The 16,234-nt window shown below is 67.3% G+C and carries 17 protein-coding genes, 1 tRNA gene and 1 pseudogene; 8 read left to right on the plus strand and 11 right to left on the minus strand.

Going from position 1 to position 16,234, the window contains the following annotated elements; genetic code table 11:
- Positions 1 to 17 precede the first annotated feature (17 nt).
- Both C6570_RS18440 and C6570_RS14655 read left to right on the plus strand, forming a co-directional pair.
- A pseudogene (locus tag C6570_RS18440) lies at positions 18 to 125 on the plus strand (ABC transporter ATP-binding protein); the annotation flags it as partial.
- A 63-nt stretch (positions 126 to 188) separates the two neighbouring features.
- The gene (locus C6570_RS14655; RefSeq protein WP_245896210.1) at positions 189 to 1,310 is read left to right on the plus strand and encodes a c-type cytochrome; all 1,122 of its coding nucleotides are present in this window, start codon (positions 189 to 191) and stop codon (positions 1,308 to 1,310) included.
- Positions 1,311 to 1,580: 270 nt separating this feature from the next.
- Here C6570_RS14655 and C6570_RS14660 read toward each other — a convergent pair.
- The 3 genes from C6570_RS14660 to tilS all read right to left on the minus strand — a co-directional run bounded on the left by C6570_RS14660 (position 1,581) and on the right by tilS (position 3,990).
- Positions 1,581 to 1,673: transfer RNA gene (locus C6570_RS14660), tRNA-Ser, on the minus strand.
- A 28-nt stretch (positions 1,674 to 1,701) separates the two neighbouring features.
- Positions 1,702 to 2,973, minus strand: coding sequence for an aspartate kinase (locus C6570_RS14665; RefSeq protein WP_106703876.1), 1,272 nt, complete (start codon positions 2,971 to 2,973; stop codon positions 1,702 to 1,704).
- 57 nt (positions 2,974 to 3,030) lie between these two features.
- Positions 3,031 to 3,990 (minus strand): tRNA lysidine(34) synthetase TilS, encoded by a 960-nt coding sequence (tilS, locus tag C6570_RS14670; protein WP_106704727.1) that lies wholly within the window; start codon positions 3,988 to 3,990, stop codon positions 3,031 to 3,033.
- Between the two features lie 270 nt (positions 3,991 to 4,260).
- Between tilS and C6570_RS14675 the strand changes: the two genes are divergently transcribed.
- Positions 4,261 to 4,554, plus strand: a complete 294-nt coding sequence (locus C6570_RS14675; RefSeq protein ID WP_106703877.1) for a YkvA family protein — start codon at positions 4,261 to 4,263, stop codon at positions 4,552 to 4,554.
- 93 nt (positions 4,555 to 4,647) lie between these two features.
- On the opposite strand, the gene C6570_RS14680 is transcribed toward C6570_RS14675, so the two are convergent.
- The 3 genes from C6570_RS14680 to cysS all read right to left on the minus strand — a co-directional run bounded on the left by C6570_RS14680 (position 4,648) and on the right by cysS (position 7,784).
- Complete coding sequence (locus C6570_RS14680; RefSeq protein ID WP_106703878.1) at positions 4,648 to 5,622, minus strand: acetyl-CoA carboxylase carboxyltransferase subunit alpha; 975 nt, start codon at positions 5,620 to 5,622, stop codon at positions 4,648 to 4,650.
- 89 nt (positions 5,623 to 5,711) lie between these two features.
- Positions 5,712 to 6,335 carry a DNA-3-methyladenine glycosylase family protein gene (locus C6570_RS14685; RefSeq protein ID WP_425437888.1) on the minus strand — a complete coding sequence of 208 codons (624 nt, stop codon included), beginning with the start codon at positions 6,333 to 6,335 and terminating at the stop codon, positions 5,712 to 5,714.
- A 72-nt stretch (positions 6,336 to 6,407) separates the two neighbouring features.
- A complete protein-coding gene (gene cysS, locus C6570_RS14690; RefSeq protein WP_106703880.1) occupies positions 6,408 to 7,784 on the minus strand; it encodes a cysteine--tRNA ligase in 1,377 nt (458 codons plus the stop codon).
- 217 nt (positions 7,785 to 8,001) lie between these two features.
- Between cysS and C6570_RS14695 the strand changes: the two genes are divergently transcribed.
- From C6570_RS14695 to C6570_RS14715, 5 genes are all read left to right on the plus strand, one after another.
- Entirely contained in the window at positions 8,002 to 8,547 is a 546-nt protein-coding gene (locus C6570_RS14695) for a tetratricopeptide repeat protein (protein WP_106703881.1), read from the plus strand.
- Positions 8,548 to 8,638: 91 nt separating this feature from the next.
- Complete coding sequence (locus C6570_RS14700) at positions 8,639 to 9,322, plus strand: peptidylprolyl isomerase (protein ID WP_106703882.1); 684 nt, start codon at positions 8,639 to 8,641, stop codon at positions 9,320 to 9,322.
- 96 nt (positions 9,323 to 9,418) lie between these two features.
- Positions 9,419 to 9,925 carry a peptidylprolyl isomerase gene (locus C6570_RS14705; RefSeq protein WP_106703883.1) on the plus strand — a complete coding sequence of 169 codons (507 nt, stop codon included), beginning with the start codon at positions 9,419 to 9,421 and terminating at the stop codon, positions 9,923 to 9,925.
- A 32-nt stretch (positions 9,926 to 9,957) separates the two neighbouring features.
- Positions 9,958 to 10,749, plus strand: a complete 792-nt coding sequence (locus C6570_RS14710) for a UDP-2,3-diacylglucosamine diphosphatase (RefSeq protein ID WP_106703884.1) — start codon at positions 9,958 to 9,960, stop codon at positions 10,747 to 10,749.
- Between the two features lie 5 nt (positions 10,750 to 10,754).
- Positions 10,755 to 11,600: a M90 family metallopeptidase gene (locus C6570_RS14715; protein ID WP_106704728.1), complete on the plus strand. Its 846-nt coding sequence runs from the start codon at positions 10,755 to 10,757 to the stop codon at positions 11,598 to 11,600.
- 245 nt (positions 11,601 to 11,845) lie between these two features.
- Here the strand turns inward: C6570_RS14715 and C6570_RS14720 are convergent, their stop codons facing one another.
- From C6570_RS14720 to C6570_RS14740, 5 genes are all read right to left on the minus strand, one after another.
- Complete coding sequence (locus tag C6570_RS14720; protein ID WP_245896211.1) at positions 11,846 to 13,258, minus strand: ATP-binding protein; 1,413 nt, start codon at positions 13,256 to 13,258, stop codon at positions 11,846 to 11,848.
- A 6-nt stretch (positions 13,259 to 13,264) separates the two neighbouring features.
- A complete protein-coding gene (locus tag C6570_RS14725) occupies positions 13,265 to 13,930 on the minus strand; it encodes a response regulator (protein ID WP_106703886.1) in 666 nt (221 codons plus the stop codon).
- 183 nt (positions 13,931 to 14,113) lie between these two features.
- Positions 14,114 to 14,773, minus strand: a complete 660-nt coding sequence (locus C6570_RS14730; protein WP_106703887.1) for a DsbA family oxidoreductase — start codon at positions 14,771 to 14,773, stop codon at positions 14,114 to 14,116.
- A 10-nt stretch (positions 14,774 to 14,783) separates the two neighbouring features.
- On the minus strand, positions 14,784 to 15,782 hold the full coding sequence (locus C6570_RS14735; protein ID WP_245896212.1) for an alpha/beta fold hydrolase: 999 nt from the start codon (positions 15,780 to 15,782) through the stop codon (positions 14,784 to 14,786).
- On the minus strand, positions 15,782 to 16,189 hold the full coding sequence (locus tag C6570_RS14740; protein ID WP_106703888.1) for an RNA-binding S4 domain-containing protein: 408 nt from the start codon (positions 16,187 to 16,189) through the stop codon (positions 15,782 to 15,784). Before C6570_RS14740 ends, C6570_RS14735 begins: the two co-directional genes overlap by 1 nt.
- Positions 16,190 to 16,234 lie beyond the last annotated feature (45 nt).

The raw sequence follows: 16,234 nt of genomic DNA on the forward strand, positions 1-16,234 counted from the left end.
CCTCCTCGAAAGTCGGGGCGGTTCACCGGGTTGACCTGCCGTACCCGCGACATCGTGGGGATGCTCGCCTGGCGGAGCTGCGCCACCAGGCTTTGCGCCATTTGGGCTTGGATGCCAGCTGGTGAGCCGCGCTCGCTGGCCCGCTTGAGATTGCGACCGAGGTGGCAGCGTCTCTCGAAACACACTGGTTGCAAGCGCTGATCGCTGCACTGCAGGGCGGCCAGCTGGCGTTGCTGCACCTGCTGGCTGCGCTTGGCTTGACCGAGTCCCCCTATGGACAACCTGCATGGCCTTGGCCCTGGCGACTGTCTGGCGAGAATCTGCTGATAGACCTCGGTCAGGCGCGTCGTGCTGGCATAGCGCTGATCTTTGGCGCGGCAGCATGCCTGATGCTGCTTGCCGCGCTGTTGTGGCGGCGCGCGCGCTGGTATCTGATCGCCACGACGGCACTGGTGGCACTCGCCATGCCGTGGCCCGATCCGGCGGCCGTGCTCGTGCCAGCCAACCCGACCAGCTTCCACGTGGCGCCTAGCGCCGTCGACGCAAAGAGTTTGGTGCGCGGTGGGTGGCTCTATGCCCAACACTGTGCGGCTTGCCACGGTGCCGATTTGCGCGGACAGGGCGAACGAGCGAAATCGCTAGCCGTATGGCCGCCAAACCTGGCGGGGCCGTTGATGTGGCGGCGGGCCGACGGCGATCTCGTGTGGCACGTTCTGCATGGCGTACACGACGATCGCGGCCACGAGACGATGCCGGGCTTCCACGACACCCTAAGCAGTGACGACGCCTGGGCATTGCTCGATTACCTGAAGGTACGGGCAGCCGGAGAGACGCTCAAGTCCGAGGGGCAGTGGACCATGCCGGTACGTGTGGCCGACACTGCAGTGGATTGCCCGCGCGGTGCCCGGCAGTTGGCCAGTTGGCGCGGACAGCGTCTGCGCTTGTACCTGCCCGCCAGACCCGCGGCAGCGGCGCCAATGGAAGACCCGCGCCTGGTGACCGTGCGGGTAGAGCCAGGCGCCCCGCCCTCGCCGGACGGCTGCGTGGCCAGCGCGCCAGAGATCGCGCAGACCCTGGCTTGGGTGGCTGGCGTGAACTCGCCTGCCGGACTTCAGTTCATTGTGGACCGTGAGGGCTATCTGCGCGCCCGCAGCAGCCCAGACCGAGCGACTTGGTCGGAAGGCGACCTCCTATGCAAAAGCGGCGGTACCGCCCCCACACCGGCCCCGCCGCAAGACGGACTTGGCGCATTGATCGCTCGCATGGACGCCGAACCCGTGCGGTTTGTCAAGGGCGGCGTCGTCCATTGACGCTGCGCTTTGCCGGCCCTTGCGCCGGGCGCACTCGCTACGCTACAAAGCCCACGTGCCGCCATAACCTCTTCTTCGGGGCAAGGCTGTCTGCTGCCGGTGTTCTTCTCACCATCCCGGTGAGAGCGCAACCAAGACCCACGCTGCGCGTCAACTACCTGAAGGGAGGGTGGTGGGCGTCGCCGAGCGGCGTGCGGGGGCGCCCAGACTGCACCGGCCAACGTCCAACAAAAAAGCACCTCTGAGAGGTGCTTTTTGCATCTGCATTGCTGGCGGAAACGGAGGGATTCGAACCCTCGATGAGGCTCTACACCCCATACTCCCTTAGCAGGGGAGCACCTTCGGCCACTCGGTCACGTTTCCAGCAAAGAGCCGATATTATGCCATCAACTCAGGCGGAAACCGGCATATCGAGATCGAATGCGCGATGAAGTGCGCGAACGGCCAGTTCCATGTACTTCTCATCGATCACGACCGACGTCTTGATCTCGCTGGTGGAGATCATCTGAATGTTGATGCCCTCCTCGCTCAACACGCGGAACATCTTCGACGCCACGCCCACGTGGCTGCGCATGCCGATGCCCACGATGCTGACCTTGCAGATCTTGGTGTCGCCCACGATTTCAGCCGCGCCCAGGCCGGGCATGACTTTTTCCTTGAGCAGATCCACCGTGCGCGCGTAGTCGTTGCGATTCACGGTGAACGAGAAATCGGTCAGGCCGTCCTTGCTGATGTTCTGGATGATGACGTCCACCTCGATGTTGGCGGCCGCCACGGTGCCCAGGATCTGGAAGGCAATGCCCGGCTTGTCGGGCACGCCCAGCACTGCAATCTTGGCTTCGTCCCGGCTGAAGGCAATACCGGACACCACTGCTTGTTCCATTTGCTCGTCTTCCTCGAAAGTGATCAGCGTCCCAGATTGGGCCTCTTCGGTGATGTCGATGTCCCACGGCGTGAAGCTGGACAGCACGCGCATGGGCACTTTGTATTTGCCGGCGAATTCCACCGAGCGGATTTGCAGCACCTTGCTGCCCAGGCTGGCCATCTCCAGCATCTCTTCGAAGCTGATGCTGGTCAGGCGCCGCGCCTCGGGCACGACGCGCGGGTCGGTGGTGTACACGCCGTCCACGTCGGTGAAGATCATGGCCTCGTCGGCCTTCAGCGCCGCGGCGATGGCCACCGCCGAAGTGTCTGAGCCACCCCGGCCCAGCGTGGTGATGTTGCCACCCTCGTCCACACCCTGAAAGCCGGTGATGATGACCACCTTGCCCGCGTCCAGATCGGCGCGCACCTTCTTGTCGTCGATGCTGTCGATACGCGCCTTCGTGTACGCGTCGCTGGTGCGCACGGGCACTTGCCAGCCCGCGTAGCTGACGGCGGGCACGCCCTCGGCCTGCAGCGCAATGGCCAGCAAGCCCACAGACACTTGTTCGCCGGTAGAGGCCAGCATGTCCAGCTCGCGCAGGTATTCGTTGGTCTGCTTCTTGGGGGCCAATTCCTTGGCCATGCCCAGCAGGCGGTTGGTCTCGCCGCTCATGGCGCTGGGCACCACCACCATCTGATGCCCTGCGCGCGCCCATTTGGCCACGCGCTTGGCGACTTGCGTGATGCGCTCGGTCGAGCCCATCGACGTGCCGCCAAATTTCTGAACGATCAATGCCATGACAGGTGAAAAACAGGTTGCGGCGCCACGCCAACGGGCGCCGGAAAACCGCGCATTTTAGCCGCTGGCCTGAGGTGGTTCGCTGGCGGGCAGCCAATGGAGCGCGCCGCCCTCGCGCACGACAAAGCCGCGCCCCACCTTAAGGCGGATGGCGTGCCCGCGTGTTCGGCAGGCGGCGATCTGCGATTGCAGCTCGGCCAGCTGCGCGGCGCTGGGCACGCTGGCGTGCGCGTGGGCCAGCCAATGGCGCAGCGCGTTGGCCTGGCGGGCGGGCGTCAGCGCCTGCAGATCGGCCAGGCGCGGCGGCAGCCCGCAGGCAGCCAGATCGGCGGCCGCCACTTCGTCCAAAACGAGCTGCGCCTGCGCCGCATGCTGGGCGCTGCGCGCGAGGGTGGCGCGGTACGTAGGAAACACGGCCGCCAGCGCGGGAGCCAGCTGGCTGCGGATGCTGTTGCGGGTGTAGCGCGTGTCGGCGTTGCTGGGGTCTTCGATCCACGCCTCCCCGCGCTGGCGCAGCCAGTGGCGCAAAGCCGCACCCGGCACCGCCAGCAAGGGCCGGTAATAGTGCAGCGCGCCGCGATGCCACTTCGCGGGCATGGCGGCCAGCCCAGGCAGGCCGCTGCCGCGCGACAAGGCCAGCAGCAGCGTTTCCACCTGGTCGTCGGCGTGCTGCGCCAATGCTACAGATTGAATAGCTGCCAGCTCTGTGTGGGACTGCGCTAGAAGGTCAAAAGCCTTGTAACGGTGTTGGCGCGCGGCGGCCTCGGGGCTTTCACCGGGCTGGGCGCGGGCGTCCACGTGGGCCACGGCCAGCGGCACGCCCAAGCGGGTGCAAACGCCGCGGCAATGCGCCTCAAAAGCATCGGCGGCGGCCTGCAGGCCGTGGTGCACATGCCAGGCGCGCACCTGACCCGGCCAGCGCTGCGCACAGGCCAGCAGCAAGGCGGTGGAATCGGCCCCGCCGCTGTAGCCCACCGCGATCGGCAAGGCGGGCGCACGGGCGGCGAACGCGGCCATCGCCTCGTCTACCAAGGCGGCAGCGGCCGTGTCGATCGCGGCGACGCCTGATTCGGCAGCAGGCAGCGGAGGCTCGGGCGATGGTGCGGCGGGCTCGGTCATGGTGCACGGGCTTTCATGGCCGCCATGGTAGTAAAAGTAAACGCGCGAAGCGCGGTTCTGCCCGCCTTGTCATCCGCCGCCGTGCCCCTACGTTATGGGGTGGTCGCCTTGCCCAGGCAAGCCGCCAGGCCACGATTGAACCTGACACTTTTGTTGGAGGTGCCGCGTATGTGGAAGTTGGGACGCCTTTGGACCCTGTTTCGCAAGGAATTGCTGCTCGCGTGGGCCGTGCTGCGCGATCCGCGTGCGCCCCGTGCGGCCAAGCTGGCCACGTTGGCGGCCGTGCTGTACGTCGTGAGCCCCATCGATCTGGTGAGCGACTTCATCCCCGTGCTGGGCTGGCTGGACGACGGCATCATCGCCTACCTGCTGCTGCAAGTGGCCTTCAAATTCCTGCCGCCTGAGCTGATGGCCGCGCTGCGCAGCAAGGTGGAGTCGCGCGCGCGCCCGGTGGCGCGCTGACGCCCAGGCGCCGCACATGGCCTGCGCCGGCCAGACAAAAGGGACCGGAGGGTCCCTTTGTCGTATCTGGCGCGCCATGCTTGCGCGACAGGCTCAGTGCTCGGCCTTGGTGTCGTTGAAGCGGCCGTAGCTCTGCAGCCGGTCGTAGCGGCGGTCCAGCAGCTCTTTGGTCTTCAGATCGCTGACCTGGCGCCACGCGTCGCCCAGCGCGCGCTTGAGGAAGGTGGCCATCTGGCGCGGGTCGCGGTGCGCGCCGCCCACGGGCTCGTTCACGATTTTGTCGACCAGGCCCAGCGCCTTCAGGCGGTGCGCCGTGATGCCCAGCGCCTCGGCCGCTTCCTGCGCCTTGTCGCTGGTCTTCCACAAGATCGAGGCGCAGCCCTCGGGGCTGATCACCGAATAGATCGAGTACTGCAGCATCAGCACCTGGTCGGCCACCGCAATCGCCAGCGCGCCGCCCGAGCCGCCTTCGCCAATGATGGTAGTGATGATGGGCACTTCCAGCTGCGCCATCTCGTAGATGTTTCGGCCAATGGCCTCGGACTGCCCGCGCTCCTCGGCGTCGATGCCTGGAAAGGCGCCCGGCGTATCCACGAAGGTGAACACCGGCAGCTTGAACTTCTCGGCCAGCTTCATCAGCCGCAGCGCCTTGCGGTAGCCCTCGGGCCGCGTCATGCCGAAGTTGCGCACCGTGCGCTCTTTTGTGTCGCGGCCCTTTTGCTGGCCGATCACCATGCAGGCGTGGCCGTTGAAGCGCGCCAGCCCGCCGACGATGCTTTTGTCGTCGGCAAAGTGGCGGTCGCCGTGCAGCTCCTGGAAATTGGTGAAGCAATCGCGCACGTAGTCGAGCGTGTAGGGCCGCTCGGGGTGGCGCGCGATCTTGGTGACCTGCCAGGGGGTCAGGTCAGAGTAGATGTCTTTGGTGAGCTGCTGGCTTTTCTTGTCCAGCTGATCGATCTCTTCCGAGATGTCCACCGCGCTTTCGTTTTGAACGTAGCGCAATTCTTCGATCCGATTTTCAAGCTCTGCAATGGGCTGCTCGAAATCCAGAAATGTTCGTTTGGCCAACGTGGCTCCTTGGGTACGAAACTTTTTCGATGTTAACGGATGCACCCAGCGCCGCGCCCATACGGGTCGCGCTGTTACACGGCACGGCTTCAGTAGGCGACGGGCACCGGCTCCAGCGAGCGCCACATGTACCACGTGGCCACGGTGCGCCAAGGCGCCCAGGCTTCGGCCACTTCGCGCGCTTCGCTGCGGCTGACCGGCTCGCCAGAAAAATAGTTGTGGCTGATGCCGTTGATCAGGCCGACATCGTCCAGCGGCAGGATGTCGGGGCGCATCAGGTGGAACATTAAAAACATCTCAGCCGTCCAGCGGCCGATACCGCGGATGGCCACCAGCTCGGCCACGATGGCCTCGTCGTCCATGTCCTGCCACTGCTTGACGTGGATGCGCCCGCTGTCGAAATGCAGGGCCAGATCCACCAGGTACTCGACCTTGCGTGCCGACAGCCCGGCGGCGCGCATGTCGTCCACCTTCAGCTTGAGCACGTTGCCCGGCGTGACGCGGCGCGGCAGTTGCTCGAACCGGTTCCAGATCGACTGTGCAGACTTCACCGACACCTGTTGCCCCACGATAGAGCGCGCCAGCGTGACGAACGCATCGCCACGCGACTCCAGGCTGGCATCGCCAAAGCGCGGGATCAGCCGCTTGAGCACGCGATCGCGCTTGGCCAGGTGCGTGCAGGCGTCGCCCCAATAGTGGGGCGTAGCGACCACGGCCGCTGCAGTTTTTGTAGCTGCCACCGCCCTACCCACCTGCGCCAGAGGCCAAAAAGACCATGAAACGAATCACTGCACCGCCTCCCAGGTGGTGCCGGTGGGCGAATCCTTGAGGACGATCCCTGCGGCCAGCAGCTCGGCGCGAACGCGGTCGGCTTCGGCAAAGTTTTTGGCGGCCTTGGCGGCGGCGCGGGCGTCGATCTGTTGCTGGATCGCCCCTTCGTCCAGCGTGTTGCCGGCGCGCAAAAAGGCCTTGGGCTCACCCTGCAAAAGGCCCAACGCGCCGCCCAGCGCCTTCAGCAGGCCCGCGTCTTCAGCGCGGCGGCTGCGGTTGACCTCGCTGGCCAGCTCGAACAGCACGGCCACCGCTTCGGGGGTGCCGAAGTCTTCGTCCATCGCCGCCTTGAAGCGCGCGGCGTAGGGGTTGGCCCAGTCGATGGTCACATCGGCGGGCGCCACCGCGTCCAGCGCGGTATAGAGGCGCTTGAGCGCGGCGCGCGCGTCCTGCAAATGCACGTCGCTGTAGTTCAGCGGGCTGCGGTAGTGGGCGCGAAGAATGAAAAAGCGCAGGGTTTCGGCGTCGAACTGCTCCAGCACCTCACGGATGGTGAAGAAGTTGCCCAGCGACTTGGACATCTTCTCGTTGTCGATGTTGACGAAGCCGTTGTGCATCCACACCTTGGCCAGCGGCACGCCGTGCGCGCCCTCGCTTTGGGCGATTTCGTTCTCATGATGCGGAAACTGCAGATCGGCGCCGCCGCCGTGGATGTCGAAGGTTTCGCCCAGCAGCGCGCAGCTCATGGCCGAGCACTCGATGTGCCAGCCAGGGCGGCCCAGGCCGAAGGGGCTTTCCCACTTGGCGCCTTCGGGCTCGGTGGGCTTGGCGGATTTCCAAAGCACGAAATCCAGCGGGTCGCGCTTGCCATCGCCGACGGCGACGCGTTCGCCCGCCTGCAGCTCGTCCAGCGACTTGCCCGACAGCTTGCCGTAGCCCGGGAACTTGCGCACCGCGTAGTTCACGTCGCCGTTGTCGGCCTGGTAGGCGAGGCCTTTTTCCTGCAGCGTGCGGGTGATGTCCAGCATCTGCGGCACGTAATCGGTGGCGCGCGGGTCGTGCGTGGGGCGCTCAACACCCAGCGCGTCGAAGTCGCGGTACATCTCGGCGATCATGCGGTCGGTCAGCTGGCGGATGGTTTCGCCGTTTTCCACCGCGCGTCGGATGATCTTGTCTTCGATGTCGGTGATGTTGCGCACGAAGTTGACCTGGTAGCCGCTGGCCTTCAGCCAGCGCTGCACCACGTCAAAAGCCACCACCGAGCGGGCGTGGCCGATATGGCAGAGGTCGTAAACGGTCATGCCGCACACGTACATGCGCACACAGCCAGGCTCGATTGGGGAAAAGTCTTCCAACGCACGCGAAAGCGTGTTGTAGATGCGCAAGGTCATCGAAAGCGGTTCGGGAAAGCAGGGGGCGGCGCCTGCGGGTCAGCGGCTTCTGGCAGCGCGCCGGGCTGCGGTGCTCGCCGGTGTGGTGGGGCGCCACAGCAGCCCGTGGCCAAGGCACCCCGCATGGCTACAATGCCTCGCAGTATAGACGCGGGCACGGTTCCGTCCAGCGCCAAAGCCCTTCGGCTGGCGCTGTTCGACCGCCCTCATTTCGCCCATGACCCTGCGCCCCCCTTTTCTTTTGCACTGCCGCCAACTGGCTGCCCAATGCCTGCTGGGCATCGGCTTGCTAACGGCTGGCGCAGCGGCCCTGGCCGACGAATACGCCGAGGTGCAAAAACTGCAGCAAAGCGGCCAGGCGGCAGCAGCGCTGGCGCGTGCCGACAAGTACATCGCCGCCAACCCGCGCGATCCGCAGATGCGCTTCATCAAATCGGGGCTGCTTTCAGCCGTTGGCCAGCGCGCTGAGGCGGAAGAGTTGCTGACTAACCTGACGCGCGACTACCCCGAGCTGCCCGAGCCGTGGAACAACCTGGCCGTGCTGTACGCCAGCCAGGGCCAGCTGGACAAGGCCGAGGCCGCGCTGCAATCGGCCCTGCGCATCAACCCCGCTTACGCCACGGCCCTCGAAAACCTGGGCGACGTGCGGGTGCGCAAGGCGGGCGAAGCCTATCGCCGCGCCCGGCAGCTGGACGCGCGCAACGCGCGGCTCGCGCCCAAGATCGACAGCCTGCAGCGCGTGCTGACCGACGGCGCCAAGTAAGCAGGTGCATCGCCCCGGCGGCGCCGGGAACTTGCGGCGGCCGCCGCCGAACCAAACCGTTTTGTTATTGCTGAGCCAGGAGCTTGCCCAGATGACTTTCTCCAGAAGAACCCTTGCCCGCGCCGCCGTGGCGCTGGGCGCCGTTGCCGCCCTTGGCACCGCGCTGCCCGCCTTCGCCGCTGATCCGCGCGTGAAATTCGTCACAAGCGAGGGCGATTTCGTGATCGAGGTGTACCCGGACAAGGCGCCTAAGACGGTGGCCAACTTCCTGCAGTACGTCAAGGACAAGCACTACGACGGCACCATCTTCCACCGCGTCATCAAGAACTTCATGGTGCAAGGCGGCGGCTTCGACAAGGACTACAAACAAAAGCCCACGCGCGCACCTGTTCAGCACGAAGGCCGCGCGGCCGTGGCCAAGGGCCTGAAGAACGTGACCGGCAGCGTGGCCATGGCGCGCACGGGCGACCCCAATTCCGCCACCTCGCAGTTCTTCATCAACGTGGTGGACAACGGCCGCCTGGACCCGGTGATCATTCCGCCGGGCGACCCGGTGCCCAAGTTCGAATACATGGGCCAGACCTACGAGAACGTGCCCCGCGCCCAGCTGGAAAACCACCCCCAGCTGTACGGCTACACCGTGTTCGGCAAGGTCGTGAGCGGCATGGATACCGTCGAGAAAATCCGCAACACGCCCACGGGCGCAGGCGGCCCCTTCCCCACCGATGCACCGCAGAAAATGGTGGTGATCGAATCGGCCACCCTGGTCAAGTAAGGCGGGCGGCGCCCCGCCGCCGCGCTTGCCCGGCCCGCGCTACAGTGCGGGCCACTGTTTCAAGTTCACCCAACCCATTTCCCGAAGGACCTACCCATGGCCAACCCCCAAGTTGATCTGCACATTGCCGGCCGCGGCGTCATCACCATCGAGCTGGACGAAGCCAAGGCGCCGAAATCCGTCGCCAACTTCCTGTCCTACGTGAACAGCGGCCACTACAACAACACCGTGTTTCACCGCGTGATTCCCGGCTTCATGATCCAGGGCGGCGGTTTTGAGCCCGGCATGAACCAAAAGCCCACGCAAAAGCCCGTGACCAACGAGGCCGACAACGGCCTGAAGAACGACAAGTACACCGTCGCCATGGCGCGCACCAGCGACCCGCATTCGGCCACGGCGCAGTTCTTCATCAACGTGGCCGACAACGCCTTCCTGAACTTCACGGCGCCTACGGCCCAGGGCTGGGGCTATGCGGTGATCGGCAAGGTCGTCAAGGGCCAGGACATCGTGGACGCCATCAAGGGCGTGGCCACCGGCCGCAAGGGCTCCCATGACGACGTGCCCAAGGACGACGTGGTGATCGAAAAGGCCGTGGTGGTCTGAGCGCCTGCCTGAGCCCAACCCTCACACCGACCATGTCGACCGTGCCCCGCTTTGGCGTGCTGAATGCGCCCAAGGACTGGCGCACGGTCGATTTCATTTCCGACCTGCACCTCATGCCCGAGGAGCCGGCCACCCACGCCGCCTGGCAGCGCTACATGGCCAGCACCCCGGCCGACGCGGTGTTCATCCTGGGCGACCTGTTCGAGGCCTGGATCGGCGACGACGCCGCCCTGCCCGGCAGTTTTGAAGGCGACTGCGCCGAGGTGCTGCGCCAGGCGGCCGCCCGCTTGCCGGTGTACCTGATGCACGGCAACCGCGACTTTCTGGTGGGCGAGCCGTTTCTGGCCGCGCACGGGGTGCAGTTTCTGGCCGACCCCACCGTGCTGGCGTGGGCAGGCGCGCGCTACCTGCTGACGCACGGCGACCTGCTGTGTACTCAGGATGTGGCCTACCAGCGGTCTCGCCAGCAGGTGCGATCGCCCGACTGGCAGCGCGCCGTGCTGGCCCGCCCCTTGGCCGAACGCCAGGTGATGGCCCAACAGATGCGGGCGCAAAGCGTGGCCGCGCAGGCCGGTGGCGTGGTGTATGCCGACATCGACGCGCCGCTGGCGCGCGAATGGCTGATGGCCGCGCGTGCCCACACCTTGATCCACGGCCACATCCACCGGCCGGGCGACCACGCCCTCGGCCACGATGACGCCGGGCTGCCCTTGCAACAGGTGGTTTTGAGCGACTGGCACATCGCCGACCAGGACCACCGCGCGCAGGTGCTGCGCCTTTCGTCAGACCACCAACTTGAGCGGATCAACCTTGGCCCCATGTGACGGCCATGGTCCTGCAAACACTGAACCGCTGGCTGCGCCGCGCCAGCGGCCAAGCCCCCCCGATTCCCGATGAGCTGTGGCAGGCCACGCTGGCGCGCTACGCGTTTCTGGCACGCCTGAGACCGCCTGAGCAGGCGCGGCTGCGCACGTTGGCAGGCCACTTTCTGGACCGCAAGGAGTTCACCGGCGCGCACGGCTTGGTCGTGACCGACGCGATGGCCCTCGACGTCGCCGCGCAGGCCTGCCTGCCCCTGTTGCACATGGGCCCGCCCGGCGCGCCCGAAGACGCCCTGCGCTGGTACGACGACTTCGTAGGCATCGTCATGCACCCCGACGCGGCGGTGGCGCTGCGCCAAACCATGGACGGCGCGGGTGTCATCCACCACTATGAGGAAGTGCTGTCGGGCGAGGCCATGCACCACGGCCCGGTCATGCTGAGCTGGCCCGCCGTGCAAGGCGCCGGCCAGGCTGGCCAGCACGGCGGTTACAGCGTGGTGATCCACGAATTCGTGCACAAGATGGACATGCAGGGTGGCGGGGCCGACGGCGCGCCGCCCCTGCCGCGCGGGTTCATGGGCGCGCGCAGCGTCCGCGAGGCGGCGCACCACTGGTACCACACCTGGGCGCCCGCGTTTGAGCGCTTTCGCGAAGAGGTGATCATGGCGCAGCGCTTTGGCGCGCCCGCGCCCTGGCTGGACGCCTACGGGGCCAGCGCACCGGCAGAGTTCTTCGCCGTGGCGTGCGAGGCGCACTTTGTCGAGCCTGAGCGCTTCGCGCAAGAGTTCCCTACCCTGAGCGTCGCGCTGCGGGCGTTCTTTAAGCAAGATCGGGCTCTGGCGCTGGCGGGATAAGCGCTGGCAGCTACGATTTTGATAGTATTTTGAGCTGCCCCGCGTGCCGCGAAGGTGCGGCCTCCTCCATGTCTTCCATGGATGCGCGGCCGGCGGCTGCGGCTTTGTCGCCCCACGGCTAAGGCGGCACGACGGAAATGCGCAAGGTCTCACGCCAGCCCTTCGCGCGTTGAAGGCGAGCGGTTCTTAACCCAGCATCAGCCCCCGACTTCGGCAACCTTTAGCCCAGCCAGCCCACGTCAACCTCAGCGCGGCTCAGCAGCCGCCGGCCACACCACCCGCACACGCAGCCCGCCGAGATCCGGGCTGCGGTCCACCGTGACCTGCAACCCATATACATGGGCCAGGCGCCGCACGATGGACCAGCCGAGGCCGCTGCCCGACTGGCCGGTGCCCAGCACGCGAAAGAACCGGTCGCCCAGGCGCTGCAGATCGGCGTCGGCAAGGCCGGGGCCGCTGTCTTGCACCGTCAGCTCGGCGCTGGCGCCGGATGGCGTGGCGACGGTGACGGCCACCTGCGCGCCGTCGGGACTGTAGCGCGAGGCGTTGTCCAGCAGATTGCGAAGCAGTACCGCCAGCAAGGTGGCGTTCATCGCCACGGGCACGGCGTGCTCGGGCCGCTGCAAGCTCAGCTGCTGGCCGCGCCGCTGCATCTGCGGCTGCACCTCGGCGGCCTGCTCGGCAGCGGCGGCGGCCAAATCGTTGGTGGGGCCGTGTGCGAAGGCGCCCGCCGCGCGCGCGCCGCCGTTGGATGGGCCGTGGCTGGTCTCCTCGGTGTCAATGCGCGCCAGCTGCAGCAGCTGCTCCACCAAGCGTGTGGCGCGGTCGCACCCTGCCACGGTGGCATCCAGCGCGGTGCGGCGGTCGGCGTCGTCCTTCGCGCCGCGCGCCACCTGCGCCTGCATGCGGATCGCGGCGATGGGGGTGCGCAGCTCGTGCGCCGCGTCGGCGGTAAAGCGCCGCTCGCTGGCCAGCAGATCGGCCATGCGGGCGAAAAGGCCGTTCAGCGCGTGCACCAGTGGCCGCACCTCGGGCGGCGCCTGGTCTTCGGCCAGTGGCGCCAGGGCCTGCGGGCTGCGCGCTGCCACGTTGTCGCCCAGCGCGCGCAAGGGCCGCAGCGCGCTGCGCACGCTGCGCACCACCGCCAGCGCCAGCAAGGGCAAGGCCAGCAAGAGCGAAAACAGGGTGCCGCGCAGGCTGTCAACCAGCACGTGGCGCCGCGCGGACAAGCGCTCGCCCACGTAGATAACTTCTTTCGCCGCAGTCCCGGTACCCGACACGGCGGTGAACACGCGCCAGCTCAGGCCGCTCAGAGTTTGGTCCGACAAGCCCGGCTGCGCGCCAGGCGCCAGCGGGGTGGCGGGCGCGTCGGTTGACCGGGCGCGCAAGTGGCCTTCGTGCCAGATCTGGAAGGCCACGCGCGACTGGTATTTGTGCATCAGCACGGGCGCCTGCACCACCGCGTCGTCGCCATCGCTGACGACCTGGCCGGTGGCCAGCAGCGCGGCGGTTTGCGCCAGGTGGGCGTCCAGCAGCTCGTTCAGCTCATGCTGCGCAACGAACCACGCCACCAGCGCGGCCAACACCCATACCCCCAGTACGAAGGCCAGCACCGTGGCGACCAGGCGCTTGGCCAGCGACAACGAGCGGCGTGGCACAGCCAGTCAACCCGCCGGGCGGCGGCTGACGTAGCCCACACCGCGCACGGTCTCGATCACGCTGGGGCCCAGCTTGCGGCGCAGGTTGTGCACGTGCACTTCCACCGCGTTGCTGCTGACTTCGCTGCCCCATTTGTAGATCTGCTGCTCCAGCTGCTCGCGGGTCAGCACCCGGTCGGCATTCAGCAGAAAGACCTGCAGCAGGTTGAATTCGCGGCCCGACAGATCGACCAATTCGTCGCCCTGCCACACCTGGCGCGCGGCCGTATCCAGCCGGAGGTTGCCCAGCGTGAGCTGCGCGGAAGGCTCGCCATGCGCGCGGCGAATCAGCGCGCGCAGGCGGGCAGCCAGTTCACCCAGGTCCACCGGTTTGACGATGTAATCGTCGGCCCCGCCGTCCAGGCCGTGGATGCGCGCGTCGATGGCGTCGCGCGCGGTCAGGATCAGCACCGGCGTGCGGTTTTGCTGCGCGCGCACGGCACGCAGCGTGTCCATGCCGTCCTGGCGCGGCAGGCCCAAGTCCAGCACGGCCGCCTGGAAGTTGCCGGTGAGCAGTTCGCGCTCGGCCGCAACGCCGTCGCGCACCCAGTCCACCGCGAAGCCGTGCTGCGCCAGCCCGGCGCGCAGGCCAGAGCCCAGCAGATCGTCGTCTTCAGCCAGCAGAATGCGCATGCCAAGGCTCGTTTGAGGTTACGGTGGTATGAAACAGGTTCATCGTACGCTGCCAACGCCTGCCCCGCAGCCTGCGCTGACAAACCGCAACAGGTCGCCCGGCATACTGGCGCCGAGTGCTCTTATATCCATAGCTGCCAGCGCTGGTGGCACCAGCGCCAGAGGGTGATTTGGCTTGCAGGATCAGGCCAGCTCACCCGCCACGGCGCGGCGCAACGCCTGCTCGAAAACCTCAGGCGGCTGGCCGCCCGAGATCAAATGGCGCCCGTTGATGACGATGGCCGGCACCGACTGGATGCCCGCCTGCTGCCAGCGCTGCTCGTCGGCGCGCACTTCGGCGGCGTAGGCGTCGCCTTGCAGCACGTCGCGGGCAGCGGCTTCGTCGAGCCCGGCGGCGCGCACGGCGGCCAGCAGCACGTCGTCCTGGTCCACCCGCTCGCCCCGGCCGTGGTAGGCCTGCATCAGCGCCTGTTTCAGCGCCAGCTGCGCCTGCGCGCTTTGCAGGCCAGCCCAGTGCAGCAGCCGGTGCGCGTTGAAGGTGTTGACCACGCGGCCGCGCCCTTCGGGCTTGAAGTCAAAGCCCACCGCCGCACCGCGCTGACGAATGGTGTCGCGAATCTGCGCCTGCTGCTCGGCGGTAGAGCCGTATTTGCGCGCCAGGTGTTCGCCCACGTCCTCGCCTTCGGGTGCCATGCCGGGGTTGAGCTCGAACGGCTGAAAGTGCAAATCCACCTGCGGGGCGGTGCCGGTGCTGGCCAGCGCCTGCTGCAGCGAAGCCAGGCCGATGGCGCACCAAGGGCAGGCGATGTCTGAGACGAAGTCAATGCGGACGTTCGGGTTCATGGCAGGTTCCTCATGCTATGTTTTGAATAGCTACTGGCGCAGATCCGGCCTGCGCCAGAGGCATATTTGAATCGGATTGCAGCACGCGTTGCAGCGCTGCATCCAATGCGTCGGGCGCCTCAAACTGCACCCAGTGCCCGGCGCCGTCGATCAGTTGCAGGCCACGAAATTCGGGTGCGGTGCGCGCGAAGGCGGCGCCCAGTTGTGGCAGGTGGTTGCGGTACAGCACGTCGTGCGCGCCGTAGATCGCGTGCACCGGGCATGGCACGGCGGCCAAGCTGCGCGCCAGCACGTCGGTGTGGGCCAGGCGGCGGCGCGGCAGGCGGTCGCGCTGCACGTTGGCGATGTGCACTTCCAGCGCCAGGCCGTCAATCAGGCCGTGGTCGTGCAGCATCAGCACGCCCAGGTTGTGGCGGTGAATGTCTACCTGGTCTTGCGCGGCCTTCAGGTGGCGCCAGGCTTTCAGCTCGAACTGGCGGCCGGGCACCACGCCCATGGCGGGCGCGCCGACCAGCACCAGGCGCCGCGCCAGCGCGGGGTGTTCAGCCAACAGCATGCCTGCGACCATGCCCCCGAAGGAAAAGCCGACCAGATCGGCAGCCTCGTCGCCCAGCAGCGTGCGCAGGCCGGCGGCCAGCGGCTCGACCATCGCGTCGGCGTCGGTGCCGCGCTCGGGCGCATCGGAATCGCCGAAGCCGGGCAAGTCGGCGGCCAGCACGCGGCGGCCCTGGTCCAGCAGCGCTGGAATGTTCTTGACCCAGTGCGTCCAGCTGCCGCTGCCGCCGTGAAACAGCACCACTGGCGCTGCGCCGGGCACGGGCCGCTCAGGCGCCCATAGGTGCCACACCAGCTGGCGCGGCGCTGCCGCATCGCCCCACGTGGTGAGCAGCCGCTGCCCCTGGGCCAAGCGCGTGCGCTGGGCCAATGGCAGGAGCGAAGGGACTTCGGGCGGCACGCGCGGCGCGAGCTTGGTGTTGATCATGGGCAGGCGTGGGCTGGCGGCGGGCATCAGTCGCCCAGCGTGGCACTCCAGCGCTCGTTCCAGTCGCCGCGCCGTTGGGCGTCCAGCGCGCGGCGGTCGCGCTTGGTGGGCCGGCCCTGCTCGATGGCGTGGGCGGGCTCGGGCGCGATGCGGCGCGTGGCGGCCGCCTGCTCGCGCGCGGCCACGCTGGCGGGGGTTTCCTCATACAGCTGTTGCGCAACGGGCGCGGGCCCGCGCTGGGTGCTCAGTGCGCGCACCTGCACTTCGCGACTGACCAGGCCCTGGCGCAGGGTGACCACGTCGCCGGGGCGCAAATCGCGCGAGGGCTTGGCGTTGGCACCCGCCACTTGCACGCGGCCGCGCTCGATCTCCTGCACCGCCAGCGCGCGGGTTTTATAGAAGCGGGCGGCCCAGAGCCATTTGTCAAGGCGCATCGCGCCCGTATCAGAATCAGCGGAAGATGAACGCATTCAGGCAAG

The organism is Ottowia oryzae (assembly GCF_003008535.1).
Classification (GTDB): domain Bacteria; phylum Pseudomonadota; class Gammaproteobacteria; order Burkholderiales; family Burkholderiaceae_C; genus Ottowia; species Ottowia oryzae.